The organism is Streptomyces sp. NBC_01445 (genome assembly GCF_035918235.1).
Classification (GTDB): Bacteria; Actinomycetota; Actinomycetes; order Streptomycetales; family Streptomycetaceae; genus Streptomyces.
In genome coordinates this window covers 5,122,321-5,146,235 of sequence record NZ_CP109485.1, presented here as the reverse complement: position 1 = coordinate 5,146,235, position 23,915 = coordinate 5,122,321, and the positions used below count along the sequence as shown (strand labels likewise).

Annotated in this window: 22 protein-coding genes; 14 read left to right on the top strand and 8 right to left on the bottom strand. The window is 72.1% G+C overall.

Translation table 11 applies throughout. The annotated features are described in order from the left end of the window. Nucleotides 1–101 precede the first annotated feature (101 nt). Together OG574_RS23515 and OG574_RS23510 are read left to right on the top strand one after the other, a co-directional pair. Nucleotides 102–1,463 (top strand): sensor histidine kinase, encoded by a 1,362-nt coding sequence (locus tag OG574_RS23515; protein ID WP_398378749.1) that lies wholly within the window; start codon nt 102–104, stop codon nt 1,461–1,463. After that, nucleotides 1,460–2,128, top strand: coding sequence for a response regulator transcription factor (locus OG574_RS23510; RefSeq protein ID WP_326774819.1), 669 nt, complete (start codon nt 1,460–1,462; stop codon nt 2,126–2,128). The genes OG574_RS23515 and OG574_RS23510 overlap by 4 nt, the downstream gene beginning before the upstream one ends. Nucleotides 2,129–2,152: 24 nt before the next feature. Here the strand turns inward: OG574_RS23510 and OG574_RS23505 are convergent, their stop codons facing one another. Continuing rightward, nucleotides 2,153–2,680 (bottom strand): GbsR/MarR family transcriptional regulator, encoded by a 528-nt coding sequence (locus tag OG574_RS23505; RefSeq protein WP_326774818.1) that lies wholly within the window; start codon nt 2,678–2,680, stop codon nt 2,153–2,155. A gap of 92 nt (nt 2,681–2,772) precedes the next feature. On the opposite strand from OG574_RS23505, the gene OG574_RS23500 reads away from it, so the two are divergent. Next, nucleotides 2,773–3,714: an ABC transporter ATP-binding protein gene (locus tag OG574_RS23500; protein ID WP_326774817.1), complete on the top strand. Its 942-nt coding sequence runs from the start codon at nt 2,773–2,775 to the stop codon at nt 3,712–3,714. Then, entirely contained in the window at nt 3,711–5,327 is a 1,617-nt protein-coding gene (locus tag OG574_RS23495) for an ABC transporter permease (protein ID WP_326774816.1), read from the top strand. Before OG574_RS23500 ends, OG574_RS23495 begins: the two co-directional genes overlap by 4 nt. A gap of 9 nt (nt 5,328–5,336) precedes the next feature. Here the strand turns inward: OG574_RS23495 and OG574_RS23490 are convergent, their stop codons facing one another. Next, on the bottom strand, nt 5,337–6,158 hold the full coding sequence (locus tag OG574_RS23490; protein WP_326774815.1) for a diacylglycerol kinase: 822 nt from the start codon (nt 6,156–6,158) through the stop codon (nt 5,337–5,339). 161 nt (nt 6,159–6,319) lie between these two features. Here OG574_RS23490 and OG574_RS23485 point away from each other — a divergent pair, with 161 nt between their 5' ends. Continuing rightward, nucleotides 6,320–7,603 (top strand): adenylosuccinate synthase, encoded by a 1,284-nt coding sequence (locus OG574_RS23485; protein WP_100596394.1) that lies wholly within the window; start codon nt 6,320–6,322, stop codon nt 7,601–7,603. Nucleotides 7,604–7,671: 68 nt separating this feature from the next. Here the strand turns inward: OG574_RS23485 and OG574_RS23480 are convergent, their stop codons facing one another. From OG574_RS23480 to OG574_RS23460, 5 genes are all read right to left on the bottom strand, one after another. Beyond that, entirely contained in the window at nt 7,672–9,180 is a 1,509-nt protein-coding gene (locus tag OG574_RS23480; RefSeq protein WP_326774814.1) for an FG-GAP and VCBS repeat-containing protein, read from the bottom strand. 123 nt (nt 9,181–9,303) lie between these two features. Next, nucleotides 9,304–10,857, bottom strand: a complete 1,554-nt coding sequence (locus OG574_RS23475; protein WP_326774813.1) for a substrate-binding domain-containing protein — start codon at nt 10,855–10,857, stop codon at nt 9,304–9,306. A 142-nt stretch (nt 10,858–10,999) separates the two neighbouring features. Further along, nucleotides 11,000–12,877, bottom strand: coding sequence for a serine/threonine-protein kinase (locus tag OG574_RS23470; RefSeq protein WP_326774812.1), 1,878 nt, complete (start codon nt 12,875–12,877; stop codon nt 11,000–11,002). Nucleotides 12,878–12,954: 77 nt separating this feature from the next. Beyond that, nucleotides 12,955–13,428, bottom strand: coding sequence for a MarR family winged helix-turn-helix transcriptional regulator (locus OG574_RS23465; RefSeq protein ID WP_326774811.1), 474 nt, complete (start codon nt 13,426–13,428; stop codon nt 12,955–12,957). After that, a complete protein-coding gene (locus tag OG574_RS23460; RefSeq protein WP_326778591.1) occupies nt 13,425–14,042 on the bottom strand; it encodes a DJ-1/PfpI family protein in 618 nt (205 codons plus the stop codon). Before OG574_RS23460 ends, OG574_RS23465 begins: the two co-directional genes overlap by 4 nt. 154 nt (nt 14,043–14,196) lie before the next feature. On the opposite strand from OG574_RS23460, the gene OG574_RS23455 reads away from it, so the two are divergent. The 6 genes from OG574_RS23455 to OG574_RS23430 all read left to right on the top strand — a co-directional run bounded on the left by OG574_RS23455 (nt 14,197) and on the right by OG574_RS23430 (nt 21,067). Then, nucleotides 14,197–15,135 carry a VTC domain-containing protein gene (locus tag OG574_RS23455; protein WP_326774810.1) on the top strand — a complete coding sequence of 313 codons (939 nt, stop codon included), beginning with the start codon at nt 14,197–14,199 and terminating at the stop codon, nt 15,133–15,135. A gap of 63 nt (nt 15,136–15,198) precedes the next feature. Next, nucleotides 15,199–16,554 carry an aspartate aminotransferase family protein gene (locus OG574_RS23450; RefSeq protein ID WP_326774809.1) on the top strand — a complete coding sequence of 452 codons (1,356 nt, stop codon included), beginning with the start codon at nt 15,199–15,201 and terminating at the stop codon, nt 16,552–16,554. A gap of 100 nt (nt 16,555–16,654) precedes the next feature. Then, nucleotides 16,655–17,341, top strand: coding sequence for a GntR family transcriptional regulator (locus OG574_RS23445; protein ID WP_100596388.1), 687 nt, complete (start codon nt 16,655–16,657; stop codon nt 17,339–17,341). Continuing rightward, a complete protein-coding gene (locus tag OG574_RS23440) occupies nt 17,338–19,827 on the top strand; it encodes a dolichyl-phosphate beta-glucosyltransferase (RefSeq protein ID WP_326774808.1) in 2,490 nt (829 codons plus the stop codon). Before OG574_RS23445 ends, OG574_RS23440 begins: the two co-directional genes overlap by 4 nt. A 68-nt stretch (nt 19,828–19,895) precedes the next feature. After that, complete coding sequence (locus OG574_RS23435; protein WP_100596386.1) at nt 19,896–20,546, top strand: hypothetical protein; 651 nt, start codon at nt 19,896–19,898, stop codon at nt 20,544–20,546. A 20-nt stretch (nt 20,547–20,566) separates the two neighbouring features. Further along, the gene (locus OG574_RS23430) at nt 20,567–21,067 is read left to right on the top strand and encodes a GNAT family N-acetyltransferase (protein WP_326778590.1); all 501 of its coding nucleotides are present in this window, start codon (nt 20,567–20,569) and stop codon (nt 21,065–21,067) included. A 15-nt stretch (nt 21,068–21,082) separates the two neighbouring features. Here the strand turns inward: OG574_RS23430 and OG574_RS23425 are convergent, their stop codons facing one another. Further along, on the bottom strand, nt 21,083–21,844 hold the full coding sequence (locus OG574_RS23425; protein ID WP_326774807.1) for an SLATT domain-containing protein: 762 nt from the start codon (nt 21,842–21,844) through the stop codon (nt 21,083–21,085). A 269-nt stretch (nt 21,845–22,113) separates the two neighbouring features. Between OG574_RS23425 and OG574_RS23420 the strand changes: the two genes are divergently transcribed. From OG574_RS23420 to OG574_RS23410, 3 genes are all read left to right on the top strand, one after another. After that, entirely contained in the window at nt 22,114–22,455 is a 342-nt protein-coding gene (locus OG574_RS23420; protein WP_100596383.1) for a YbaB/EbfC family nucleoid-associated protein, read from the top strand. A gap of 90 nt (nt 22,456–22,545) precedes the next feature. After that, a complete protein-coding gene (recR, locus tag OG574_RS23415) occupies nt 22,546–23,145 on the top strand; it encodes a recombination mediator RecR (RefSeq protein ID WP_100596382.1) in 600 nt (199 codons plus the stop codon). Further along, nucleotides 23,138–23,797, top strand: a complete 660-nt coding sequence (locus OG574_RS23410; protein WP_100596381.1) for a DUF5063 domain-containing protein — start codon at nt 23,138–23,140, stop codon at nt 23,795–23,797. The genes recR and OG574_RS23410 overlap by 8 nt, the downstream gene beginning before the upstream one ends. Nucleotides 23,798–23,915: the final 118 nt, after the last annotated feature.

Below are 23,915 nucleotides of genomic sequence, written 5' to 3'. Positions count from 1 at the left end.
CGCCCGGCCCTGGCGGGAGCGTGTAGTACCTGCGACGGAGGGCCCAGGACCCTCCTCCCGTGGGACGCCTTCGGGGCGGGCCGCCGCTTACGGTGCTGTACGTGACCGAAACCCAGACCCAGACGATGCCGACGGGGGCCAAGAGCCGCAGCCCCGAGTACCGTCTCGCCGCCGGCGCGCTGAGCGGCCTGCGGCAGGACCTGTTCAAGGATCCCTTCGCCTACCGTCCGCTGCCGCCGTGCTCCCCGGACGGCCCGCTGATCGGGCGGCTGCCGGAGCGGCTGCGCCGCTACGCGGTGTGGACTCCGCACGCCGTGGTCCTGGGCGCCGCCCTGTTCACGCTGCTGATCGCATTCGCCGCCGGTGACGCGATGGGCGGCGACGTGATCCACGCGCTGTCCGGGTTCATCCCGGCACTCGCCGTGGCGATGACGCTGATCAGGCCGGTCGGGGCATGGTGGATATCCCTCGTGTCGACGCCGTTCGTCGCGATCATGGGAGGGGACGGATTCGGCGCTCCGTGGGCGCCCGCCGGGTTCTTCGCGCACCTCGTCGTGATGACGGTGGTCGCGGCCAGGACCCGGCCCCGCACGGCGGCCTGGATGTGGGCGGGCACGGCCGCCTTCGGCTTCTTCGCGTCGGTCTTCTGGTACAGCATGGACCCGGACACCGCGCCGATGCTCTTCGTCTCCGCGCTCGCCCTCCTCGTCACCACGTCGGTGCACGTCAGGCGCGAGGCGAAGGTGGAGATGACCGCGCAGCGCCAGGTCACGGCGGTGGAGCGGGACAAGCGCACGCTCCTGGAGGAGCGCACGAACATCGCCCGCGAACTGCACGACGTCGTCGCGCACCACATGTCGGTCGTCGCGATCCAGGCGGAGGCCGCGCCCTACCGTGTGGAGAACCCGCCCCCGGAGCTGGAGCAGGCGTTCGTCACGATCCGCGAGAACGCGGTGGCGGCGCTCACCGAGCTGCGTCGCGTCCTGGGCGTCGTACGGGCCGAGGACTATGAGGCGCCCGACGCCCCGCAGCCCACGCTCGCGGACCTCGGCCGGCTCCTGGAGAACGTCGGGGAGGCCGGGCTCCGGGTCGGCCAGACGGTCACCGGCGCGGTCCGTGACCTGCCGCAGGGCGTCGAGCTGTCGGCGTACCGCATCGTGCAGGAGGCGCTGAGCAACGCGCTGCGGCACGCGCCCGGCGCCGAGGCGCGCGTCGAGGTGTCGTACGTCCTCGGGGGGCTCGGCCTGCGCATCGTGAACGGCCCGCCGACCGGCCTGGTCAAGCCCTCGCCGGGCGCGGGCCACGGGATCACCGGCATGCGGGAGCGCATCGCGATGCTGAGCGGCGAGATGACGGCCGGCCCGACGGCGGACGGCGGCTACGAGGTGGCGGCGTTCGTGCCGGTGGCGACACCGGAGCCCGCGCCGCAGCCGACGACGGACCAGTCGGGAGACCCCGCATGACCATCCGCGTACTGATCGCCGACGACCAGATGATGGTCCGCGAGGGCTTCTCGGTGCTGCTCAACGCGATGCCCGACATCGAGGTCGTCGGCGAGGCCGTCAACGGCCGCGAGGCCGTCGCCCGGGTCCGTGAACTCTCCCCGGACGTCGTCCTCATGGACATCCGCATGCCGGAGCTGAACGGCATCGAGGCCACCCGCGAGATCGCCGCCATGGACCGCAGCGCGAAGGTGCTCGTCCTGACCACCTTCGACCTCGACGAGTACGTCTACCAGGCGCTGCGCGCGGGCGCCTCCGGCTTCCTCCTCAAGGACGCCTCGGCCCGCCAACTGGCCGACGGGGTAAGGGTGGTGGCCGAGGGCGAGGCGCTACTCGCCCCCTCGGTCACCCGCCGCCTGATCACGGAGTTCTCCAAGCTCTCCGAGGTCCCGAAGCTGCCGGCGGTGGCGAACCCGGGGGCGTTCGGCGAGCTGACGGAGCGCGAGACGGAGGTGCTGGTCCTGATCGCCCAGGGCCTGTCGAACGCGGAGATCGCCGAACGGCTCGTCGTCGCCGAATCGACCATCAAGACCCACGTCAGCCGCGTCCTCGTGAAGCTGGGCCTGCGGGACCGCACCCAGGCGGCGGTCTTCGCGTACGAGGCGCGGCTGGTCAGGCCCGCGTAAGCAGTCGGCGTACCGAGGGGGTCATCAGCTCCGGGGGCCGAGGTCGAGCGTCTCGCGGTGTGCGTGCCACCGCTTCATCAGCCCCTTCAGCTCGCCGTCCAGGAACTCCATGAACGCCGCCGTCTCGGCGATGCGCAGGCCCGCGGGGCTGTCCGGGCCCAGTGATTCCACCCCGTCGCGCAGGACCCTCTCCCAGCGCGCGAGGAGCTGGTCGCGGCGGGTGAACGTCTCGAACCACAGGTCGTTGTGCAGCCGGTAGCGGTCGCGGCGCGAGCCGGGCTCCCGCTCGCGGCCGACCATGCCCGCCTGCGTCAGATAGCGCACGGCCCCGGACACCGCCGCCGGGCTGATCTGCAGTCGTTCGGAGAGCTCGGCGGAGGTCAGCGCGCTCTCGTCGGAGGCGAGCAGCGAGGCGAAGACGCGGGCGGCCATCCGCTGCATCCCGGCCTCGGTCATCTCCGCGGCGAACCGCTCCACGAAGCGTGACACCGCCGCCTCGGCGCCGTCCTGGTCCGCCCCGGTGGCGCCGTCGCCGTCCTTCGTCGCGCTCATGTCCCGATCATCTCCCCTGGGTGACGTGCAGCCTCAAGTTTATACGCTTCCTTAACTTCACAAGTTTGTGAAAGTAGCGTACGTTCTGAAACATGACGAAGGCAATGACCGTCTCCGGACTGCACAAGTCGTTCGGCAAGACGCATGCTCTGGACGGCCTCGATCTGGATGTCGAGGCCGGCGAGGTGCACGGCTTCCTCGGCCCCAACGGCGCCGGGAAGTCCACCACCATCCGCGTCCTGCTCGGCCTGCTGCGCGCCGACTCCGGCGCGGTGCAGCTGCTCGGCGGCGACCCCTGGGCCGATGCCGTCGCCCTGCACCGCAAGGTCGCGTACGTGCCGGGCGACGTCACGCTGTGGCGCAACCTCAGCGGCGGCGAGGTGATCGACCTCTACGGGCGGCTGCATGGCGGGCGACGGGCGGGCGGCCTCGACAAGGCGCGCCGGGCGGACCTGATCGAGCGGTTCGAGCTCGACCCGACCAAGAAGGGCCGCACCTACTCCAAGGGCAACCGGCAGAAGGTCGCCCTGGTCGCCGCGTTCGCGTCCGACGTCGATGTCCTCATCCTCGACGAGCCGACCTCCGGCCTCGACCCGCTGATGGAGGAGGTCTTCCAGGAGTGCGTCAAGGAGTCCGCCCGCGAGCGGGGCCAGACCGTGCTGCTGTCGTCGCACATCCTCAGCGAGGTCGAGTCGCTCTGCGACCGGATCAGCATCATCCGCAAGGGCCGTACGGTCGAGACCGGCTCGCTCAGCCAGCTGCGGCACCTGACCCGCACCAGCGTCACCGCCGAACTGGCCTCCGCGCCCAACGGACTCGCCCAGCTCCCCGGCGTGCACGACCTGGACGTCCAGGGCCTGCGCGTCAAGCTCCAGGTCGACAGCGACAAGCTCGACGCGGTGCTCCGCTCGCTCACCGGCTCCGGCGTACGGTCGCTCGCCAGCACCCCGCCCACGCTGGAGGAGCTGTTCCTGCGGCATTACCAGGACGATGGTGCACACGGCGCCGCAGTCGAAGGGGCGATGTCGCGATGACCGCCGCCGTGGCCGACACGCGATTCGTCCCCCGCGCCGCCGGAGCGCGCCAACTCGCGGGCACAGGAACCCTGTTGAGGCTCGCGCTGCGCCGCGACCGCGTCATGATCCCCGTATGGGTGGCCGTCATCCTCATGATGGTCCTGTCGATGCCGGGCTCGCTGAAGAGCGTGTACAGCACCGCCGCCGAGCGCGCCGACCTCGCGCAGTCGATGGTCACGAACAGCTCGATGCGCGCTCTGTACGGTCCGGTGTTCGCCGACTCGATCGGCGGACTCACCGCGTGGCGCATCGGCGTCTACGGCGGGCTGTTCGCCGCCATCATGAGCCTGCTCATCGTCGTACGGCACACCCGTGACGAGGAGGAGAGCGGGCGGCAGGAACTGGTGTCGTCGGCGATGGTGGGGCGACGCGCCCCGCTGACCGCCGCGCTGCTCGCGGCGCTCGTCGCCAACGCGGCCACCGCCCTGCTGGTCGCGGGCGGCCTCGCCTCCCAAGGAGGCGGCGGGGCCCTGGCGTTGGGGCTCGCGATCGCGGCGACCGGCATGGTGTTCGCCACGACGGCGGCGATCGTCGCGCAGCTCACGGAGAGCGCGCGCCTCGCCAAGGGCCTCACGTCGGCGGTGCTCGGCCTGGCGTTCGTGCTGCGCGCGGCCGGGGACTCCGGGACGGCGGAGGGTTCGTCGGCACTGACCTGGCTGTCGCCGCTCGGGTGGCTGGAGAACACGCGGGCGTTCGCGGACGAGCGCTGGTGGGTGCTGCTCCTGTTCGTGGCGGGCGTCGCCGCGCAGGGTGTGGTCGCGTACGGGCTCGCGGGGCGGCGAGACATCGGGATGAGCTTCCTGCCGAGCCGCCCCGGACCCGCCGAGGGCCGGCTCGGCACGGCGGGCGCGCTCGCCTGGCGGCTCCAGCGCGGCACCGTGTTCGGGTGGAGCGCCGGGTTCCTCGTCGCCGGTATCGCGTTCGGCGGGATGACGCAGGGCGCGACCGATCTCGTCGGCGACAACCAGAAGACGCGCGACATCATCGAGCGGATGGGCGGCCAGTCCGGTGTCACGGACGCGTTCCTCGCCACGATGGTCGGCATGCTGGGCATGGTCGCCGCGCTCTACATCGTGTCGTCGGTCCTCCGCCTCAGCGGCGAGGAGACCTCGCAGCGCGCCGAGCCGCTCCTCGCGGCGGCGGTCGGCCGGCTGCGGTGGGCGGCGGGCCATCTGGTCATCGCGTTCGGCGGGGCCGCGCTGATCATGGTGATCGGCGGCCTCGGCCTCGGGATCGGCTACGGGGAGGGCTTCGGCCCCGTCCTGGGCGCCTGCGTCACGCAGCTCGCCGCGATCTGGGTCATCGGGGGCCTCGCGGTGCTGCTGTTCGGAGTGTTCCCGAGGGCGGCGGTGGCGGCCTGGGCCGTCGCGGGCATCGCGCTCCTGATCGGCTGGATCGGCCCGGCTTTCGACCTCCCGCAGTCGGTCATGAACCTCTCCCCGTTCGGCCATCTGCCGAAGCTGCCGGGCGGCGACATGGCCTGGACCCCGGTCCTGACCCTGACGGCGATCGCGGTGGTCTTCGTCGCGGCGGGCCTGACGGGCCTGCGCCGCCGGGACCTGTCGAACTGAGCGACCGCGTCACTTGGGCAAGGTCAGCCCCCACGCACCCGCCCGTACCGTCCATGTGCGGGTGCGTACGGGGCCGGCCACCACCTGGTCCGCGCGGTAGCGGAAGTCCGGGCCCGACACCGTCACCGTGTGCGCGAGGACCCGCAAGGGCCCCGCCTCCGCGCCCACCGAGGACGGCCTGACCTCGACGCTGGCCCGGCCCGCCGCGTCGGGGGCCACGCTCACGCCTTCGACCGGCCGGTCCAGATCGACCAGCGTCACCCCGTCCGCCTCGACCCGCAGCCGCTGCGGCCCCGGAGCGGGCGCCGTCGCACGCGTCGGGCGCGCCGCCAGCGTGCGGACGAGGGACTGGCAGGTACGCAGCCAGTGGTGCGCGGGGTCGGAGCCCAGCGCCGCCGGGTGCGCCACCGGCGGGATCCGCAGATTCCCGAGAACCACCCCGTCGGAGTCGTCGACGAGCAGATCGAGCCGCCGCTCGACGCCCTCCAGGGCCGCCCGCGCCGCCGCCACCGCCCCGGTCGGCACACCCAGGGAGCGCGCCAGCGAGACACTCGCCCCGACCGGGACGAGCGAGAGAACGCAACCCGCCAGCTCGCGCTCGCGGTGCAGCAGAGCCACCGCGCGCAGCAGCGCCCGGTCGTCCCCGATCACCACCGGCCGCCGGGAACCCCTTCTGACCAGGGCCTTCGCGAATTCCTCCGGCCCGTCCGGCAGACACACCTTCACCGTCGCACCGGCGCCGAGCACGTCCTTCGCGATGCGTACCGACTCGCCGTCCGCACGCCGGGCGACCGGATCGACGACCACCAGTAGCTGGTCAAAAGCCGCCACCTCGGTCCTGCCTCGCTTCCTCGGGTAGCATCTTGGTGCAAGAGCCCCTTGCGCTATTGCGCCAGGGGCTTCGTCTATTCCGGGGCACACCAAGGCACACCCATACAGGCGGCTACGGCCCCTGACCTTGGTCTTGCCCCGCCCGGAAGGGGTGTACGCCTGTGCCCGCACTTGTGCTGCTCGGTGCTCAGTGGGGTGACGAAGGCAAGGGAAAGGCCACCGACCTGCTCGGTGGATCCGTGGACTATGTGGTGCGCTACCAGGGCGGCAACAACGCCGGTCACACGGTCGTCGTAGGCGACCAGAAGTATGCGCTCCACCTCCTCCCTTCCGGGATCCTCTCGCCGGAGTGCACGCCGGTCATCGGAAACGGTGTCGTCGTCGATCCGTCGGTCCTGCTCTCCGAGCTGAGTGGACTGAACGAGCGCGGCGTCGACACGTCGAAGCTGCTGCTCAGCGGCAACGCGCACATCATCACGCCGTACAACGTGACCGTCGACAAGGTGACGGAACGCTTCCTCGGCAAGCGCAAGATCGGCACCACCGGCCGCGGCATCGGCCCGACCTACGCGGACAAGATCAACCGCGTCGGCATCCGCGTCCAGGACCTCTACGACGAGTCGATCCTCACCCAGAAGGTCGAAGCGGCGCTCGAGGGCAAGAACCAGCTCCTCACCAAGGTCTTCAACCGGCGCGCCATCGAGGCGGAGCAGGTCGTCGAGGAGCTGCTCGGCTACGCGGAGCAGATCAAGGGCTACGTCGCCGACACCACCCTGATCCTGAACAAGGCGCTCGACGACGACAAGGTCGTCCTCTTCGAGGGCGGCCAGGGCACGCTGCTCGACATCGACCACGGCACGTATCCCTTCGTGACGTCGTCGAACCCGACCGCGGGCGGCGCCTGCACGGGTGCGGGCGTCGGCCCGACGAAGATCAGCCGCGTCATCGGCATCCTCAAGGCGTACACGACCCGTGTCGGCGCGGGCCCGTTCCCGACCGAGCTGTTCGACAAGGACGGCGAGGCGCTGCGCCGCATCGGCGGCGAGCGCGGTGTCACCACCGGCCGTGACCGCCGCTGCGGCTGGTTCGACGCGGTCATCGCCCGCTACGCGACCCGTGTGAACGGCCTGACGGACTTCTTCCTCACCAAGCTGGACGTGCTCACGGGCTGGGAGCAGATCCCGGTCTGCGTCGCCTACGAGATCGACGGCAAGCGCGTCGAGGAACTCCCGTACTCCCAGACCGACTTCCACCACGCGAAGCCGGTGTACGAGTACCTGCCGGGCTGGTCCGAGGACATCACCAAGGCCAAGACCTTCGCCGACCTGCCGAAGAACGCGCAGGCGTACGTGAAGGCCCTGGAGGAGATGTCGGGCGCCCCGATCTCCGCGATCGGCGTCGGCCCCGGCCGCACCGAGACCATCGAGGTCAACTCGTTCCTCTAGGCCCCGCGCCCCGGAACAGCAGGCGCCCCGGTCCGCTTCGGCGGGCCGGGGCGCCTTCGCGTGTGCGGTCAGCCTCCGAAGACCGAGCCGAACTGCGGTGTGCCGGACGTGGACACGCCCACCGCCGAGGGCGAGAGCGACACCGCGCCCGTCGTGGTGATCCTGCCGCCGCTGGACTTGAGGACGGTGACCGCGCCGTTGCCCTCGTTCTCGCCGCCTACACCGATGGCCAGGTCCGACCTGCCGTCGGCGTTGAAGTCCGACAGCAGGACGTCGGTGCCGAACGCGTCCTTGTACTCGCTGGTGCCCGGAACGCCGGCCGTGTCCTGGGTGAAGGTCTGGGAGCTGGTTCCCGTGACGCCCGAGGCCGAGCCGTACAGGACGGTCACGGCGCCGCTGTCGCCCGATCCCGAGGCCGCGCCGTCCTCGGCGACGGTGCCGACGGCGATGTCGGAGAGACCGTCGCCGTTGATGTCGCCGACGCTGATCTCCCAGCCGAACAGGTCCGACGCCTCACCGGTGCCGGGGACGCCCGCGGTGTCCTGCGAGATCACGGTGGTGCCGCCGTCCGGTCCGGTGGCGGAGCCGTACGTGACGTGGATGTCGCCGCCGACGGACATGCCGGGCTGCTCCTCGGAGTTGGAGGGGTCCGCGGTCAGGCCGGTGACCACGTCGCCGAAGCCGTCGCCGTTGATGTCACCGATATCGCTGATCACGCCGCCCGGCAGCGCGGTGGCGGTGGCGGACGGGCCGGACGCCGTGCCGGGCAGGTAGAAGTTGGCGAGGTAGTCGCCGTCACTGGTGGCGTTGTTGCCGCTGACGACGAGGTCGTCCTTGCCGTCGGCGTTCACGTCGCCGGCCGTGAGCTTGCGAAGGTGGTACGGGCTGGTCGCGCGCACCGGGGTGGTGACGGCGGTGACCGAGCCGACCGTGCCCGACTTGGCGATGCCGCTCTTGAAGACGCGGACGGACTTGCTGCTGTCCGCCGTCACGAGGTCGGTCTTCCCGTCGCCGTCGAAGTCGCCCGCCGCGACGTCGAAGCCGAACCGGTCGTGGCTCGTGGGCGCCGGGTCCGCGATGGTGGTGCCGCCCTTCAGCCCTCCGGAGGAGCCCCACAGGACGGTGACGGTCCCGCCGTCGGTGTCGCCGGGCATGTCCTCGTAGGGGGTGCCCACGGCGAGGTCGGTGAAGCCGTCACGGTTGAAGTCGCCCGGTGAGGTGACGTATCCGAAGAGGTCGCCGGACTCGGGAGTGCCCGGCACGCCCGTGGAACTCTGGGTGAGGGTGGCGCGCTTCGCTGCGCTGATCCCGTTCGCCGAGCCGTAGAACACCGTGATCTGCCCGGCCTTCGCCTGGCCGCCGACGGATGCCTCGGGGGAGGAGACGGCGACGTCCGGGTAGCCGTCGAGGTTGAAGTCGGCCTCGTGCGGCTGGGTCGCGGAGGCGCCGGGCGTCGCCGACGCGGCGCCGGCCGACAGGGAGACGAGGCCTCCGGTGAGTGCGGCCGCGGCGGCCGTCGCGGCCGCTATGCGGCCACGGCCCGGTCTGACGGCGGGGGTGCGCTTGTGCTTCGGCATGGCGGATTCTCCTGCGGCGGGCTCGGCATGGCGGTTTTGGTGATCAGGAGACCCGCGCCGGAGGCCGAAGGTTGTAGGCACCATCGGGCTTTTTTTCTGTGGGAGTCACGGGGAACGGGACCGTCACCCGTTTCCGCAGATCCGCAGCCCCACCGGCGTCCCGCACGGCAGATGGCCGTGGGTGCGGATGACGTCCTGGCCGGGGCCGCGGATCGCGTAGGCCAGGAAGCTGGAGGCGAGGGAGTCGGCGGGCGGGCGGCCGTAGGTGTAGGCGAACTCGATCTCGCGGTACGGGTAGCCGCTCGACTCGATGTGGTCGATGTCCGGCGCGTGGCCGTCGAGGGAGAGGCGGTGCAGGCCCTTCAGCTCGGTGGCGGCGCGCAGTTCGCTGTAGCCGAGCGCTCCGGGGATGCGGGCCACGGCGTCCAGGACCTGGTCGGTGGAGTCGAGTTCGCAGCGCAGTACGGGCACCGACCGCACCGTCCTGTTGGTGCAGTCGTCCGACGAGGTGCGGGGCTCCTCGCCCCCGGCGAGGACCCGGTCCTGGAGCGCGCGGCGGGTGCCGGAGCCCGAGGTGCGGCTGACCAGGACGACGGGCAGGTCGGGGCCGCCGAGCTGGGCCCAGGAGCGGATCTCGCCGCGGTAGAGGCGGCGTACGTCGGCGACCCGCAGGTTCCTGAGCCGGACCCGGTCGTTGACGACGAGGGTGAAGAGGGAGACGGCGACGTGGTTCTCGCTGAGCTGGGTGTAGCTCGCGGGGCGCGGCCCGTCGGAGAAGGTGACCACGGCCGGTGACCCCTTGGCCGGCTGCCCGGCGGCCCCCGTTCCCCGCGCGCCGCCGAGGGCGAGTTCCCGTACGCCGGTCTGGCTGCCGTGGGCGCTGACCGTGATCGTCACGTCCGGGCAGTGCTCCTCGTACTTCTGCTTCAGCTCCTCGGCGACCGGCGCGAACGCCGTCGAGCCGGTGACCGTCAGCGTGCCCCTCTCGCAGTAGTCGGGCGGCGGCGGGGTGTCGGGCCACAGGGCGAGGGCCGCGAGCGCGATGACGAAGGCGCTCAGGAGGCCGGTCACCCGGCGAGCCCAGAGGCCGAACACGGGGGGCTTCTCGTCGGGCGTGACGCTGTGGTTCTCGTGCAGCTCACCGCCCTCGACATCGCCCTGGACGGTGGTGTCGCTGTCGACCGGTCCGCCGGTGAGCAGGACGAGGAGCTTGTAGTACGCGCCGGGGTTGAGCGGCACCCGCGGGATGCGCAGCGCGCTGCCCGAACTGACCAGTCCCGGACCCTGGTCGAAGTGGCCCATCAGGTGCTCCGCCTCGGGCGGCAGCGTGACGGCCACGCCCCGGACGGTGCGGTCCTCGAACACGGCGGTCAGGCCGTGGTGCGGCGACGAGTCCGTGTAGTCGTCCCGGCCGATGGGCACCGAGCCGTCGTTCTCGATGCGCAGCAGGACGAGCGTCGCGTCAGACATCTCGGGCATTTCGTCGAAGAGCCCGAGCCGTACGTTGCTGGCGCCCGCGCGGTTGCTGCCGCCTATGACGGTGTCCATCTGCTTGCGGTAGCCGATGCGCTTGCGGCGCGGCGCGCGGCGGTCGATCCACACGGGCGCGGCGATGGACGCGATGCCGATGAGCACACCGGCGCCACCCATGACGACGTCGACATCGAACCAGCTCATGAGCCCCTCGCACGGGTGACCGACTTGATCGTGCGGTCACCGTACGAAACGGGCGGCGGGCCGGGGGCGGAACGGCGGGCGCGTCGGCGGATGTTCGCCGGACGACACCCTTCCGTTCAACTCGGCCCAGCGGATGGGGTGTTCAGCCCTTGCTGTACGTCAGTTCGTCGCCGTTGTCCATCGTGCGGCGCAGCTCGCCCGACGAGAGCACCTCGACCGAGCTCGGCTTGCCCGGACTGCACGAACCGGAGGGGCCCGAGACGACGTCCGTGGCGCCGATGCGCAGCGTCCCGCCGGATGCCGACACCAGCGTGCCCTGGAACACGCAGTGGTACGTGCCGCCGCCCTTGAGCGGGCCGTCCGCCGTCATCGACAGGACCGTGTCCCCGGGGCTGCCCTGCTGGATGCTCAGACGGCGGGTGTTGTGGCCCGTGCCGTTGTCGATCGAGGCGGTCCAGGTGCCGAGGAACTCGGTGGGCACGTCCCCGCCGGCGGGCGGTTCGGAGGAGCTCGGCGGCTGCGATGTCCCGGGGTCCTGCGAGCTGGGCCCGCCCGTCGTCGGTCCCTGGCTCGTGGGCGCGTTGGACGTCGGCTGCTTGGGGTCATCGGTCTGGGAGGCCGTCCTGCCGTCGTCCTTCATCAGCGCGTACACCGATCCGCCCGCGCCGAGCGCCACGACGAGCGCCACCACGATCAGCGCCGCCGTGGAGCGCCCGCTGCGGCGCGGCTCCGGCTGAGGCGCGCCGATGGGGACGACGGCCGGGCCGTACGGGGGTGTGGAGCCGGGGCCGTAGGGCGGCGTCCCGCCCCAGCCGCCCTGCTGCGGGTAGCCGTAGACGGGTGCCTGGGGGTGGGGGTGCGGATACCCGTACGCGGCGGAGGCGGGCGGCGGCGCCGGCGGGAGCGCGGGGGCGGACGGGCCGGAGGGGGAGACCATCGTCGGCAGGTGGTTGACGGGGGCGGCGCCGGGCGCGCCGGGCGGGGGAGGGGTGGTCTCACCGCTCCCGCCGCCGTCGCCACCGTCTCCGGTTCCGGCCGGCGCGGGCTTCTCCTTGTCGAGGCCGGGCGGTTTCCCGGAGGTCGCCCCGGTCGGACCGTCAGGGTCCTCGTTGTCCAGCAACTGCACGGCGTGCCGCCCCAGTTGCGCCACGAGCGCCCCCGGCAGCCACGGGTCACGCGTGCGTCCGCCGTCGCCGAGCGTGTCCTCGGCGCCGGTCCGCTCCAGAAGCTGGTCCAGGGTCGGACGGGCCGAGGGGTCCTTGCGCAGACAGTCCCGTACGAGTTCCTGGAGGCCCTCCGGGAGCCCTTCGAGGTCGGGCTCCTCCTGGGCGATACGGAACATCAGGGCGTGCACCCCGCTGTTGGCCGTGCCGAACGGCAGCGCGCCCGTCGCCGCGTAGGCGAGGACCGAGCCGAGGCAGAACACGTCGCAGGCCGGGGTGATCCGGTCGCCGCGCACCTGCTCGGGGGCCATGAAGCCGGGCGAGCCCACGAGGGCGCCCGTTCTCGTGAGGCCGCCGTCCGTCACGGTCTCCAGGGCGCGGGCGATGCCGAAGTCGATGACGCGGGGCCCGTCGATCGTCACCAGGACGTTCGACGGCTTCAGGTCGCGGTGGATGAGGCCCGCGGTGTGGATGTCCTTGAGCGCGTGCGTGAGGCCCGCCGCGAGGATCCGCACGGAGCGCTCGGGCAGCGCGCCGTGGTCGTGCGAGACGACCGTCTGGAGCGAGGGCCCCGCCACGTAACCCGTGGCCACCCAGGGGATGTCCGCCTCGGTGTCCGCGTCGAGGACCGGCGCGGTCCACTCCCCTCCGACCTGCCGCGCGGCCTGCACCTCGAGCCGGAACCGGTTCCTGAACTCCTCCTGCTCGGCGAGCTCCTGGCGCACCAGCTTGACCGCGACCGTGCGCCCGCGGTCCGAGCGCGCCAGATAGACCTGGCCCATCCCGCCCGCCCCGAGCCGCGCCAGCAGCCGGTACGCACCGATGCGCTGCGGATCTCCCGCCCCCAGCTTCTCCATGTCGCGCCACCCTCCCCCATGTGTGACCAACATCCTGAGAATAGTGGGAGGTTGTGACACTGGGGGCGGGGCGGCGTCTACGGTTCCGTAACAGGGTGGGCCGTCGGGTGATCCGTCACCTCGTCCAGGGCCGCCGACAGCCGTTCGAGCATCCGTACCGTCGCGGCGAGTTCGTCCTCGCCGAGTGCCTTCGCGAGCCGGTCCGCGAGGGCCGCGTGGCCGGGGCCGATCCGCGCGACCGCCGCGCGGCCCTCCTCGGTGGGGGCCAGGAGCTTGGCGCGCCGGTGGGCCGGGTTCGGCTCGTAGGCGGCGAGGCCCTGGGTGACGAGCAGGTCGGCGACGCGCTGGACGCTCTGGCGGGTGATGCCCATGACGCGCGCGATGCCGGCGACGGGCAGCGGCTCGGTCAGGACCGCGCCGAGCACCTGCCACCGGGCGGCGGTGAGCCCCGCGGGCCGTGACAGCTCCTCGGAGACGGACAGGAACTGGCCGTTGAGCCGGAAGACGCCGAGCGCCGTCCGGCTCAGCAGGTCCTGCCGCGCCCTGCTCACCCCTGCGCTCCCTGGAGGGTCTCGTACGCCGTCGCGTCGGAGTCGTGGAACAGCCGGTACCAGGCGTCGAGCAACTCCCCCTCGAACACCCCGAGCTCGCCGAGGATCTCGCGAGCGAACGCGACGGGCTCGGTCGGCCCGGCCGTGATCAGCCCGCCGTCCGTCACGGCGTCCGCGTCGACGTAGCGCCCGCCGCCCTTGTAGCCGGTGGCGTCCAGGTACATGGGGACGGCGCTGGTGTGCGCCCGGTCGTCGAGCAGGCCCTCGCGGGCGAGTCCGGCGGTGGCCCCGCAGATCGCGGCGACCGGCACGCCCGCGTCGAGGAAGGCGCGGGCCTTGCGGGCGAAGGGCGCGAGGTCGGCGCCGGTGTCCCAGAGGTCGGCGCCGGTGAGGATCAGCAGCGCGCTGTCCTCGGGGCGCAGCTCGTCGAGGGCCAGGTCGGGCTCGATGCGCACGCCGCCGATGGTGGTGACGGCCCGCCCGGCGTCGAGCGCGACGGTGCGGATCCCGTGACCGCCGCGGGCGAGGTGGGCGGTCGCGTGCCCCGACTCCCAGTCGGCGAGGGTGTCGTAGACGGCGAGGTGTACGGGCTTCCCGGTGCGGCTGATCGTCATGGCGTTCTCCAGAACCTCGGTCACCTGTTGCTGCCTGATACCTGGTCTCACCTCTTGCTGATGGCAGCATGCTGTCATTACGACAGTGTGCTGTCAATGACATTCGAGCGACCGGCCCTCTCGCGGAATTTTATTTCCGCCAAACGGAACAATCTTGCGATCCGGTACGTACTACTTCACGACGACCCACGACGACCACGTCACGACGTACCCCTTCACGTCTACGACCTCCCCCGACCGAGGAGACCGTGTGCTGAACAGGACGCCAGTCGCCGTCCGCGCCCTCGCGCGCGCCGCGCTCGCCGCCCGCCCCGTCGGACTCGACGAGACCGACGCCGCGGCCCCGCTGCTGCGCCACCACGGCCACAGCTATCTCGTCCCCGTCGAGCTCTTCCAGGACTTCGCCGCCCTGCTCACCGACCCCCGCAGGCCGGGCGGCCCCTACCGCGCCCTGTCGGTGGGCGGCCGCCGCTGGTTCGGATACCGCTCGACGCACTACGACACCCCCGCCCTGCGTTCGTTCCACGACCACGCGCAGGAGCGCGCGCCCCGCTTCGGCGTCAGGGAGCGGCTCTACCAGGACAGCGGGAAGCGGCAGTTGGAGCTCAAGGTGCGCGGCGCGGACGGCGCGACGGTCAAGCACCGGACCCGCCTGGGAGAGGGCGACGACCCCCTCGACGACACCGGGCGCGCCTTCGTCAACGGGGTCCTGCGCGGTACGTACGGCATCGGGGCGCCGCAGGAGCTGGCCGCCCGCGTCGTCACCGAGTACCGGCGCGCGACGTTCGTCGTCGACGGGCAGCGGCTCACCTGTGACGCGGGGCTCGTGGTGCGCGACGCGGGTGAGGGGCGCGCGGTACGGGCGGACGGCGGGTCCGTGCTCGTGGAGACCAAGGCGGGTGCGCCGGGGCGGCCGACGGACGCGGACCGGCTGCTTGCACGGTTCGGGGTGGCGCCCGTGGCGTTCGGCAAGTACTGCGGCGGGCTCGCCGTGCTGCGGCCCGAACTGGCGGCCGGACCGTGGCAGGAAGCGGTGCGGACGCTGTTCCCCGGAGCGGTGCCTCCGGGCGAGGGCGACAGTGTGTCGCGTTAGCGGCCGTCCCACAGACAGGACGCCGATGGTCCTTCCACCATGCGGACATTTACCCTCGGGCCCATGACCCCTCAGCCGAATCCCCAGGTCGGCGCCGCCGTCAAGGCCGCGGACCGTGCGCACGTGTTCCACTCCTGGTCCGCACAGGAGCTCATCGACCCGCTCGCCGTCGCCGGCGCCGAAGGCTCGTACTTCTGGGACTACGACGGCAACCGCTACCTCGACTTCACCTCCGGCCTCGTCTTCACGAACATCGGGTACCAGCACCCGAAGGTCGTCGCCGCGATCCAGGAGCAGGCCGCCTCCCTCACGACCTTCGCGCCCGCGTTCGCCGTCGAGGCCCGCTCCGAGGCCGCACGCCTCATCGCCGAGCGGACCCCCGGCGACCTGGACAAGATCTTCTTCACCAACGGCGGCGCCGAGGCGGTGGAGAACGCCACCCGCATGGCCCGTCTGCACACGGGCCGTCACAAGGTGCTCTCCGCCTACCGCTCGTACCACGGCGCCACCTCCACCGCGATCAACCTGACCGGCGACCCGCGCCGCTGGCCGAGCGACCAGGGCACGGCGGGCGTCGTCCACTTCTGGGCGCCGTTCCTCTACCGCTCCCCGTTCTACTCGGAGACCGAGCAGCAGGAGTGCGAGCGCGCGCTCCAGCACCTCGAGGACACCATCGTCTTCGAGGGCCCGGCCACCATCGCCGCGATCATCCTGGAGACCGTGCCCGGCACCGCCGGCATCATGACGCCGCCGCCCGGCTACCTCCAGGGCGTGCGCGAGCTGTGCGACCGGCACGGCATCGTCTTCATCCTCGACGAGGTCATGGCGGGCTTCGGGCGCACCGGCAAGTGGTTCGCCGCCGACCACTACGACGTCGTGCCCGACCTGATGACCTTCGCCAAGGGCGTGAACTCGGGCTACGTCCCGCTCGGTGGCGTCGCCATCTCCGGCGCCATAGCCGACACGTTCGGCAAGCGCCCCTACCCGGGCGGCCTCACCTACTCCGGGCACCCGCTGGCCTGCGCCGCCGCCGTCGCCACCATCAACGTCATGGAGGAGGAGCGCGTCGTCGAGAACGCCGCCCACCTCGGCGAGACGCTGATCGGCCCGGCGCTGCGCGACCTCGCGGAGCGTCACCCGTCGGTGGGCGAGGTCCGCGGCCTCGGTATGTTCTGGGCCCTGGAGCTGGTGAAGGACAAGGCCACCCGCGAGCCGCTGACCCCGTACAACGCGGCGGGTGCGGCGAACGCGCCGATGGCCGCCTTCGGCGCCGCCGCCAAGAAGAACGGCCTGTGGCCCTTCATCAACATGAACCGCACCCACGTGGTCCCGCCGTGCAACGTCACGGAGGCCGAGGCCAAGGAGGGCCTCGCCGCTCTCGACGAGGCGCTGACCGTGGCGGACGGCTACACCTCGTAGCGAAAGCGGTACTCCGTGTCACTCCCCGTAGTGCGTAGGCTGACCAGCTGACCAGGACAGCCTCACCAGCTGACGACGCACTACGGGGGAGGGACACCACGTGCCCGGAACCGACGGCGGAGCTGCCGTCCAGCGCAGCACGCTGCGCCAGCAGATCGCCGACGCCCTGCGCGACGAGATCCTCGCGGGGCGGCTCGAACCGGGCCAGGAGTTCACGGTCAAGGAGATCGCCGAGCAGTACGGCGTCTCCGCGACTCCGGTCCGCGAGGCCCTGGTCGACCTGTCCGGGCAGGGCCTCCTGGACTCCGCCCAGCACCGCGGCTTCGCGGTCCACGAGTACTCCCTCGCCGACTACCGCGGCATGATCGAAGCCCGCAGCCTCGTCACCGACGGCATCTTCCGCGGCCTGGCCGCGAACGCCGACGCGCACCACGTGACCCCCGCCGCCCTCGCCGGCGTCCGCCGCCGCGGCGAGGAGGCCGCCCGCGCGGCCACGGCCGGCGACCTGAATGTGCTGATCGGCTACGACCTGCGGTTCTGGCGCGAGCTCAGCGCCCTGTTCGGGAACCCGTACCTCTCCGACTTCTTCCACCGGCTGCGCGTCCAGTCGTGGATGTGCGCGGTCCCGCACCTGCGCCGCGTGGACGACCTCAGGGGCCACCTCTGGGCCGGGCACTGCGGCCTCGTCGACGCGCTCGCAGACCGGGACGCGCGCGCCGCGCAGGACATCGTCACCGCGTACAACGCGGACTCCCTGGCCCTCGTCGAGCGGCTGGCCGCGCGGTGAGCACGGAGCGGACGGACCGTCCTGTCGCCGCGCGCGCGGGCGTCGTGGACCTCACCGTCGTCGTCCCCGCGTACAACGAGGAGCGCCGGCTCGGCCCCACCCTGGACGCGGTCACCGCGTACCTGGACGCCGGGGACGGCGGGAACCGGTGGGGTGACTGGGAGATCGTCGTCGTCGACGACGGCTCCACCGACCGCACCCGCGAGATCGCGGAGCGCGCGGCCGCCGCCGCCCCGGAGGGCCCCGGCCGCACCCCCCGCATCCGGCTCGTCCGGAGCCCCCGCAACCGCGGCAAGGGCCACGCCCTGCGCCAGGGCGTCCTCGCCTCCCGGGGCCGCCGCGTCCTGGTCACCGACGCCGACCTCGCCGCGCCCATAGAGGAGCTGGAAGCCCTCGACAAGGCGCTCGGCGAGGGGCACGCGGCGGCGATCGGCTCCCGGGCAAGGCCCGGCGCGACGATCGCCCGCCACCAGCACCGGCTGCGTGAACTCCTCGGCCGCACCGGCAACTTCCTGATACGCGCGACGAGTGTCCCCGGCATCAGGGACACCCAGTGCGGCTTCAAGCTCTTCGACGGCGACCGGGCCCGCGCCGCGTTCGGCGCCGCACGCCTGGACGGCTGGGGCATCGACGTAGAGATCCTGATGTACTTCCGCCGCTCCGGCTGGCCGGTCGCCGAGGTGCCCGTGCGGTGGTCGCACCAGGCGGGCTCGAAGGTCCGCCCCTTCGACTACGTACGGGTCCTGGCCGAGCTGGTGACGCTCAGGGCGCGGGCGGTGCCGAAGGCCCACCTCCTCGTGGCGGCGCTCTTCCTCGTCCTGTCCGTCGCCCTGTACTCGGGCCGCTGGGCGGCGCCCGCCCACCGCTACCTCCCCGACTCCCTCCAGGACCAGAACCAGTGGGAGTGGTTCTTCGCGGTGACGGCGGACAGCGTCCGCCACCTCCACAACCCCTTGTTCACGACGCTCCAGGGCTTCCCGGACGGCGTGAACCTGATGGCCAACACCGCGATGCTGGGCCTGTCCGTCCCGCTCGCCCCCGTGACCTGGCTCTTCGGCCCCGGCGTCGCCCTGAACGTGGCGATGACGGGCGGCCTCGCCGCCACCGCGTTCGCCTGGTACCGGCTGATCCTCAAACGGCTCGTGCGGACCCCGTGGGCCGCCGCGACCGGCGCGCTCCTCGCCGCGTTCGCGCCCCCGATGGTCAGCCACGCGCACGCGCACCCGAACTTCGTCGTCCTCTTCATGATCCCGCTGATCATCGAGCGGGCGCTGCGGCTGTGCGAGGGCAAGCGCGTGGTGCGCGACGGCGTCGTCCTCGGTCTCTTCGCGACGTACCAGATCTTCCTCGGCGAGGAGCCGCTGCTGCTCGCCGTCATGGGCATGGCGCTGTTCGCGCTCGCCTACGCCGTCGTGCGCAGGGACGTGGCGAAAGCGGTCTGGCGCCCGCTCCTGCGCGGGCTCGGGATCGCCGCCGCGGTCGCCCTGCCGCTCGTCGCGTTCCCCCTGTACTGGCAGTTCCTCGGCCCGCAGAGCTACAAGAGCGTGCTGCACGGCGACAACGCGGGCAACAGCCCCCTCGCCCTCCTCTCCTTCGCCGAGCGCTCCCTCGCCGGCTCCCGCGAGCGCGCCGCCACGCTCGCCCTCAACCCGACCGAGCAGAACGCCTTCTACGGCTGGCCGCTCGTCGCGCTCGCCTTCGCGATCGTCGTACGGCTGTGGCGCAGCGCCGCCGTGAAGGCGCTCGCGTTCACCGCGCTCGCGGCGGCGCTGCTCTCGCTCGGCCCGAAGTTCCGCATCCCGCTGACCGACGTCGTGCTGCCGGGCCCCTGGGCGCTGCTCGCCCACCGGCCCCTGTTCGAGTCGGTCATCGAGTCGCGGGTCGCGATGGTGTGCGCGCCCGCGCTCGGGATGCTGCTCGCCCTCGCGCTCGACCGGCTTGCCGCGGTGCGGGTGCCGTACCGGCTCCTCGGGCTCGCGGCGGTCGCCGCGGCGCTCGTGCCGATCGTCCCGGCGCCGCTCAGGGCGGTCGACCGGGCCGACGTCCCGGCGTTCGTCGCCGACGGCACCTGGAAGCGGTACGTCGGCCCCGGCGAGAGCCTCGTGCCGGTGCCGCTGCCCGACCCGGGCAACGCGGAGGCCCTGCACTGGCAGACCGAGGCGGGCCTCGGCTTCCGCCTCCCCGGCGGCTACTTCAACGGCCCCTACGGACCCGACCACGTCGGCATCTACGGCGCCTCGCCCCGCTGGACCTCCAACCTGCTGCGGGACATCCGTTACTCGGGCCGCGCCCCCGAGATCACCGACGCGTGGCGCGCCCAGGCCCGCCGCGACTTCGCGTACTGGCACGCCGGCGTCCTCGTGCTCGCGCCGCAGCAGAACGACGGGGTGCTGCGGGCGACGGTCGACCAGCTGGTCGGCAGGGCCGGAACGTGGACCGGAGGCGTATGGATCTGGGATCTGAGCAATGTGCAGAGGGGGAGCTGAACCGGCTCCCCGCGCATTACGCTGCCTTTCCGCCGTTCATTACGGGCTTTCATACCGGAGGAGTCGCCTTGGCCTGTGACCTGTGGCTGGTCCCGCTCGTCGATGTGCTGTGCCACAGCCCCGACAACCCCTTCGCCGAGGAACTCGCGCTCTACGACAAGGCGTTGCACGAGGCAGGACTGCCACCGGTGCCGGTCTACTCGTACATGCCCGGACTCTCCGGTGACGTGGCCCCCGTCGCCGGCTTCGACTACGACGCGCTGCACTTCCTGCGCCGCGCCTACCTCCTCCAGATGTGCGGCCTCGCCGTCACACCGGTCGACGAACTGGGCGGCGACTACGAGCAGCTCCTGGAGATGTTCGAGACGACGGCCCAGCAGTCGCACCTGGTCTGGCACTACGACCACGCGGGCGCGTACGTCCCCGTGGACTTCCCGAGCCCGCTGTCCAACGACGAACTCCTCGCCGGCGGCGGCCCCCTCGGCTCCTCCCACGCGCTGCTTCGGGAGCTGGAGTACGTGGCCCGGTCGATCGGCATAGACCCGGCCAACCCACCGGCGCCCCCGGTCCCGCCGGAGGGCCCCACGTCCCTGGAGGAACCGGCGGCCCCGGCTCCCCTGGACGACAGCCCCTTCGCCCGCGAACGCCACGTCTGGCTCGGCCTGCACGCGGCCGCGACCCGGAGCCTGGCCCAAGGCTCCATGATCATCTTCAGCTGACCTGGAGCCCCGTGCCCGAGATGCGCCCCGCCCACGTCCGCGACCACCCCGCGCTCGTCCGCCATGTGCAGAACTGGTGGGGCGACTCGCGGAGCCCCGCCCGGGCCCGCGAGCTGTCCCGGCTGCTGCCGAAGGTGTTCCTGCAGTTCTTCGCCGGCACCAGCCTGGTCGTCGAGGACGGGTCGGGCATCAGGGCGTTCCTCGTCGGCTTCCACTCCGCCGACAACGAGACCGAGGCGTACATCCACTTCGTGGGGGTCGACCCGGAGCTGCGCGGGCGGGGCGTGGCCCGGGGCCTCTACGAGACCTTCTTCCGGCAGGCCGCCGGCGCCGGGCGCCGGGAGGTCCGCGCGATCACCTCGCCGGGCAACAAGGGGTCCGTCGCCTTCCACCGGGCCATGGGCTTCACGGTGGTCGCGGGCGACCGCGAGACCGACGGCGTACCCGTGCACCGGGACTACGACGGGCCCGGGGAGGACCGGGTGTGCTTCGTCCGCGCGCTCTCGCCGCCCCAGGCGTGACGCGGGGCGGGGCGGTCAGCGCGGCTCGGGCGGGCGCTGGCGGGGCATGTTCGGGCGGGCGCCCGGGGGGAGCGGGAAGCGGCCCGGCGGGGGTTCCACGGGGCGGGTGCCCGGGGTGACGGAGGACTGCATCACCAGCGGCGCCGGACCCGAGCGAAACTCCACCATCCAGTCCGCCGTCTCCGCCCGCACCAGGTCCGTCACGTCATCCGTGAAGCGCCGCAGCACCGACAGGCACCGCTCGGCGGCCTCGCTGGCCGTGCCCTCCGTCGGGCCGAGCACCTCCCGCACGCTCTCCGACGCCCAGTCGAACTGGAGCGCCTGGAGCCGCCGCTGCACCGCCTGGGCCGTGGCCACGTCCCTTATCCAGCCCGACGTGAGCCCGAAGTACCGGTCGCAGGCCACGCACGCCACCGCGAGCAGCAGCGCCAGGTACCCCCAGGGCGCGACCCCGCCCAGAGCCCCGGTCAGATCGAGCAGCGGCAGCGCCGCCCCCGACACCGCACCGACGATCGCGCCGCCGCGCAGCGCCCGCGCCCCGCGCCGCTTCCACACCCGGTCGGCGAGGTACCAGTACGCCGTGTCGAGCGCCCCGCGCTCCACCCACCGGTAGAGCTCGTCGAGCCGCTCGGCGGGCTCGCCCCAGTCACCGACGGGAAACGCCCGCCCGGTCAGGTCGCCCGGCCGCACCGCGTCACCCGTGCCGTCACTGCTCTCGCCGCGCGCGCCCCGCTCCTCCTGCGGCGGTCCCTCGGGCTGCATCTCCGGCTGGCTCACCCGGCACTCCCTACGACTGGTCCTGGTCACGGATGGGGCTCATGTGCAGAGCATCTTCCTACCGCCCAATGGGTGGCCAAGGACCCGTTTTCACGGGATTTCCGCCCGGAAGTGGGTCTTGATCAGGTATAGGCAGGGGGACCGGCTCACTCGAAAGAGTGCAGCGAAAGGTGCCGGGGCGGGCGACACCCCGACCACGTAGGCTCGTTCCAGGGCGGAGACCCCGCGCCCGGTCGCAGGTCGAAACAGTACGCAACAGGAGCTGAATCGTGATTCCCGGTGGTGGCCAGCCCAATATGCAGCAGTTGCTCCAGCAGGCCCAGAAGATGCAGCAGGACCTCGCCAAGGCCCAGGAAGAGCTGGCGCTGACCGAGGTCGAGGGCCAGGCCGGCGGCGGTCTGGTCAAGGCGACGGTGACCGGTTCCGGCGAGCTGCGCGGCCTCGTCATCGACCCGAAGGCCGTCGACCCGGAAGACACCGAAACCCTCGCCGACCTGGTTGTCGCGGCGGTCCAGGCGGCGAACGAGAACGCGCAGACGCTCCAGCAGCAGAAGCTCGGCCCGCTGGCCCAGGGCCTGGGCGGCGGAGGCATCCCGGGGCTTCCCTTCTAAGGAAGCCGTAGCGCAACTAACGTACGTACTACTCAGCGGCTGGCATGCTCAGCGGCACAGCACCATCAAGCAGAAGTCGGAAGGCACTCCGTGTACGAAGGCGTGGTCCAGGACCTCATCGACGAGCTCGGCAGGCTGCCGGGCGTCGGTCCCAAGAGCGCGCAGCGGATCGCCTTCCACATCCTGCAGGCGGAGCCGACGGACGTACGGCGTCTCGCGCAGGCCCTGATGGAGGTCAAGGCGAAGGTCCGCTTCTGCGCGACCTGCGGCAATGTGGCGCAGGAGGAGCTGTGCAACATCTGCCGCGACCCGCGCCGCGACCTCACGGTCATCTGCGTCGTCGAGGAGCCCAAGGACGTCGTCGCCGTCGAGCGGACCCGCGAGTTCCGGGGCAAGTACCACGTGCTCGGCGGGGCGATCAGCCCCATCGAGGGCGTCGGCCCGGACGACCTGCGGATAAGGGAACTCCTCGCCCGTCTCGCCGACGGCACGGTCACCGAGCTGATCCTGGCCACGGACCCGAACCTGGAGGGCGAGGCCACGGCGACGTACCTCGCCCGCATGATCAAGCCGATGGGCCTCAAGGTCACCCGCCTGGCCAGCGGGCTCCCGGTGGGGGGCGACCTGGAATACGCGGACGAGGTCACGCTCGGCCGCGCCTTCGAGGGGAGACGACTCCTAGATGTCTGACGCCACACTGAACGCCGTCAAGGACGATCCGGACGACTTCGCGGTCCAGATCTCGGACCAGATCGAGTCCTTCCTCGTCGCGGTCGCCGAGGTGGCGAAGGGCGACGAGCCGGACTCGGCCGTCCCCTTCCTGCTCCTCGAGCTCTCCCAGCTGCTCTTCGCGGGCGGCCGGCTCGGCGCGCACGAGGACATCGTCCCCGACGAGCGCTACGAGCCCGATCTCGGCCCCGAGCCGGACGTCGACGACCTGCGCCAGAAGCTCGCCACGATCCTGGAGCCGATCGACGTCTACTCCGAGGTCTTCGACCCGTACGAGCCCCGCAAGGCGCCGGTCGCCTGCCGGATCTCGGACGACCTGGCCGACGTCATGGCCGATCTGCGCCACGGCATGGCCCACTACCGCGCGGGCCGCACCACCGAGGCCCTGTGGTGGTGGCAGTTCTCCTACTTCTCGAACTGGGGCTCCACGGCCTCCGGCGCCCTGCGCGCGCTGCAGTCCCTGGTCGCGCACGTCCGCCTGAACCAGCCGCTGGACGACCTGGACGGCCTCGACACCGACGAGGACCTCGCCGAGGAAGCCCTCGCCGAGGCGGCGGGCAAGGTCATGGCGGAGGAGATCGCGGGACCGCTGGGGCTCCGTACGGTGAAATGACCTCTGACCTGTGGATACGTGCCGGTGAAATGACCCGCACCCGTGGGTGCTCGCCGGTGAGACGACCCGGCCGGTGAAGTGACCCACCCCACTTTTCCGGTTGCCGGGCCGGGGTGCG

Coding starts and splice junctions, on each gene's coding strand:
- OG574_RS23510 (WP_326774819.1), top strand. CDS start 1,460: ATGACCATCCGCGTACTGATCGCCGACGACCAGATGATGGTCCGCGAG.
- OG574_RS23505 (WP_326774818.1), bottom strand. CDS start 2,680: ATGAGCGCGACGAAGGACGGCGACGGCGCCACCGGGGCGGACCAGGAC.
- OG574_RS23500 (WP_326774817.1), top strand. CDS start 2,773: ATGACGAAGGCAATGACCGTCTCCGGACTGCACAAGTCGTTCGGCAAG.
- OG574_RS23495 (WP_326774816.1), top strand. CDS start 3,711: ATGACCGCCGCCGTGGCCGACACGCGATTCGTCCCCCGCGCCGCCGGA.
- OG574_RS23480 (WP_326774814.1), bottom strand. CDS start 9,180: ATGCCGAAGCACAAGCGCACCCCCGCCGTCAGACCGGGCCGTGGCCGC.
- OG574_RS23475 (WP_326774813.1), bottom strand. CDS start 10,857: ATGAGCTGGTTCGATGTCGACGTCGTCATGGGTGGCGCCGGTGTGCTC.
- OG574_RS23470 (WP_326774812.1), bottom strand. CDS start 12,877: ATGGAGAAGCTGGGGGCGGGAGATCCGCAGCGCATCGGTGCGTACCGG.
- OG574_RS23460 (WP_326778591.1), bottom strand. CDS start 14,042: ATGACGATCAGCCGCACCGGGAAGCCCGTACACCTCGCCGTCTACGAC.
- OG574_RS23450 (WP_326774809.1), top strand. CDS start 15,199: ATGACCCCTCAGCCGAATCCCCAGGTCGGCGCCGCCGTCAAGGCCGCG.
- OG574_RS23430 (WP_326778590.1), top strand. CDS start 20,567: ATGCGCCCCGCCCACGTCCGCGACCACCCCGCGCTCGTCCGCCATGTG.
- OG574_RS23410 (WP_100596381.1), top strand. CDS start 23,138: ATGTCTGACGCCACACTGAACGCCGTCAAGGACGATCCGGACGACTTC.